This window comes from Stenotrophomonas sp. P5_A8 (assembly GCF_056400545.1).
Genome location: NZ_JBFULB010000418.1, coordinates 1 through 2,898, shown reverse-complemented (window position 1 = coordinate 2,898; position 2,898 = coordinate 1). Strand labels below are relative to the sequence as shown.

The 2,898-nt window shown below is 64.4% G+C and carries 4 protein-coding genes; 2 read left to right on the top strand and 2 right to left on the bottom strand.

Annotated features, from left to right (window positions below; translation table 11 throughout):
- The coding region (locus AC1DQP_RS18985) for a hypothetical protein (protein ID WP_478052255.1) at positions 1–389 on the top strand (389 nt) is incomplete at its 5' end.
- A 9-nt stretch (positions 390–398) separates the two neighbouring features.
- Positions 399–1,271 carry an oxygenase MpaB family protein gene (locus tag AC1DQP_RS18980; protein WP_478052254.1) on the top strand — a complete coding sequence of 291 codons (873 nt, stop codon included), beginning with the start codon at positions 399–401 and terminating at the stop codon, positions 1,269–1,271.
- Between the two features lie 89 nt (positions 1,272–1,360).
- On the opposite strand, the gene AC1DQP_RS18975 is transcribed toward AC1DQP_RS18980, so the two are convergent.
- Together AC1DQP_RS18975 and AC1DQP_RS18970 are read right to left on the bottom strand one after the other, a co-directional pair.
- On the bottom strand, positions 1,361–2,218 hold the full coding sequence (locus AC1DQP_RS18975) for an IclR family transcriptional regulator (protein ID WP_478052253.1): 858 nt from the start codon (positions 2,216–2,218) through the stop codon (positions 1,361–1,363).
- Positions 2,219–2,282: 64 nt separating this feature from the next.
- Positions 2,283–2,898 (bottom strand): hypothetical protein (locus AC1DQP_RS18970; protein WP_478052252.1); only part of this gene is annotated, 616 nt, incomplete at its 5' end.

Here is a 2,898-nt window from a genome sequence, read left to right as displayed (position 1 = left end):
CGCTCGACCAGGGTGCGTCGGAAAAAATCGTCCTGAGAGGCCAGCAGCGCAGCGATCTCCCAGTCACCCGGAACTTGGGCGCTATTCACCTTGCTCGGCGCAAAGCCGGCAGCAACGCCAAGGTGCTTCCCCACCGATGCGACTGTGATGCCGCCTATCCGCGCGCGAAGCTGAATGTGCAGGCCGGCCGAATGACTGTGCGCGGCCGCCCCACTCGTGCCATGTGGGCGCCCTCACGCTTCTCGTCGGACGATACTGACATGCTTGCATCACGTCTGTTTGCGAGCGTAGCCCTGAAGGAAGTGGGAAAGACCTTGGTAAACACTTCTTATCCGGCGGCGCGAGTTGCGACTCTGATATGGGATCTAAGAGGTCCTGACAATCATTGAGGAGGATTGATGATGATGGGAAATGTTAGGCGATTTATGCGCCCGCCTGCGGGACTGGACTTCGATTTCAGCCGACCGGAGGGTGAGCGGGCGCTTGCGCCCGCAGACGGGGTTTCTTGGCGCATATTCGCCAATCCTATTTCGCTTTACATCGGTGGTGTGGCGGCCGTGATTCTCGAGTTGGCCGAGCCGTCTGTTCGATCGGGTGTCTGGGATCACAGTGGCTTTCGGCGCGACCCCGCTTTGCGGCTGCACCGGACCGGGTTCGCTGCGATGGTGACTGTGTATGGGCCGCGCACGGTGGCAAAGGAGATGATCGCTCATGTTGTTCGCGTTCACGGCAGGGTGCGGGGCACCACGCCGGGCGGTGTTTCCTACCGCGCCAATGACCCCCGGTTGCTCGACTGGGTGCAGGCGACCGCGACATTCGGGTTCACCGAGGCGTACCACCTCTATGTTCGGGCCTTGTCGCCGACTGAGAAGGCCGCGGCCTTCGTCGAGGCCGAGCCCGCTGCGAAGCTTTATGGCGCAACTGGCGCACCCAGATCGTGGGTGGAGTGGGAGGCACTTTACACAAGGACAGTGCCAGGGCTTGAAGGTTCGGACATCCTGGCCGAATTCATTTCTATCATGTCCACTGCACCCATACTTCCGGCGCCGCTACGCTGGATTCAAAGGCTACTGGTCTGCGCGGCTGTTGACATGACGCCTGAGCCGATAAGGTCCCTCCCGCWGCTGAGAGGATTCCGCTTGCGTTCGGGAGGCGCATTGTTGGTGAGAATGCTGGCCCGGGGAGCCGCCCTCGTTCCGTATCGTGATATGCCCCCGGCACAGGCTGCTAGGCGGTTAAAGTCCTCGCGCTCAGCGCCACCGGGTCGCTAGCCGCTGTCGGGATTCCCTTGCCCCTCAGATATGGCTCCAAGCCGGAGAGGCGGCGCCGGATCGGCAAGCTATGCACGGAACTCTGTGGGTCAGTAGTGAGCCGGGCCGCGAAGTCCCATGAGTTCGGAGATCTTTCGTGAGGTCTCCAGCAACGCCTGCACATGCGCCGGCTCCGGCGTTCCGGGCAGGTAGTGGATCGAACCGATGATCGCCACCGTGCCGAACAGTTCGCCGTTGGCCTGCAGCAGTGGCGCGGCCAGCGCGTTGACGCCGATGTAGAGCTCTTCCGGCGCGTCGGCCCAGCCGCGGCGACGCACCAGCTCGATCTCGGCGCGCAGTCGATCAGGATCGGTGATGGTTCGAGGCGTGCAGGACTGCAGCGGCTGATCCAGGAACTGCTGTCGAACGCTCTCCGGTGCGAAGGCCAGTACCACCTTGCCCTGGGCGACGGTGTTCAGATGGAACCGCGTCCCGGGCCGAAGGCTAATCTCCACCGGCGCGGTGCCGCGCAGGAAGTCGATCACCACCACCTCATTGTCCGAGTAGGTGGCGATGACCACGGTCTGCCCGACCTGGTCGCGCAGGCGCTCCAGCACCGGCTTGGCCAGCGACATCACGTCGAAGCGGCTGGTGCAGGCACGCCCGAGCAGGAACATCTGCCAGCCGACCCGATACTGGTTCGTGCGCGGGTCCTGGCCGACATAGCCGTGCTCGCGCAGCATGCTGAGGTGGCGGTGGATGCGGGCCTTAGGCATGCCGAGCATCTCGGCGAGACGGGTGACGCCCAGCCCGGCAGGGGCGGCAGCCAGCGCCTCGATGACTTTCAGCGAGACGATGGCGGTGGGAAGCCCGAGTTCCGCGCCCAGCTCGGACGCCCCCGATYCGATGACGTCCGCGCCGTCGCTGGCGTTGATTTCCTTGATGGCACTGGGCGTCTGGCGGGGCATGGGAACCTTCTGGCGAACTCGAGGGACGTGCGGCAGGCGCTAGATTACCTCACGGTCAACCGGCTCACGGCAGGTCGATGTATCGCTCTGCGAAAACCCGGTACTGCTGAACCTTCTTGGCCGCGGCGTCCGCGGCATGCACGTAGCGGATGGAACTGCGGCCTTTCACCTGACGGGGAAGCAGGAAGCAGCGGATGAAGGTGGTCGGTTCGCGCTCTGTGGTTGGCGCCAGCACCGGGGCGTGCCCCAGTTCGAACCAGGCTTCCCCGGCAGGATAGGCATGCGCTTGGCCGAGCGTTTCGATATGGATCTCGCCGCTGAGGCAGATGCGAATTCCCGGCCCTTGATGCACGTGGGTGAGCGCTACCCCGGCCGGCGGGAACTCGACCCGGTCGCACMGCATCAGCCAGCTGAAGCGCGGGTCCAACTGTACCGGCGCTTCCAGCTTCAACGTGCTGGCGGCCGCGGGCGCAGAGGGCAGGGCGCCCGGGCCGGATGCCACGGCATCGCTCAGTTCCCAGCGCCACAAGACCGTCTCTTCGGCGCCATTGATGAGGGTGGTCTCCTCCTGCGCGACGGAGGCGTGGCCTTCGCCGAGCCACTGTCCTTGATCGTGCCCGTCGACGGCCAACCCACCCGAGCGCACATACACCATTCTATTATAACCAACTCCGAGCCCA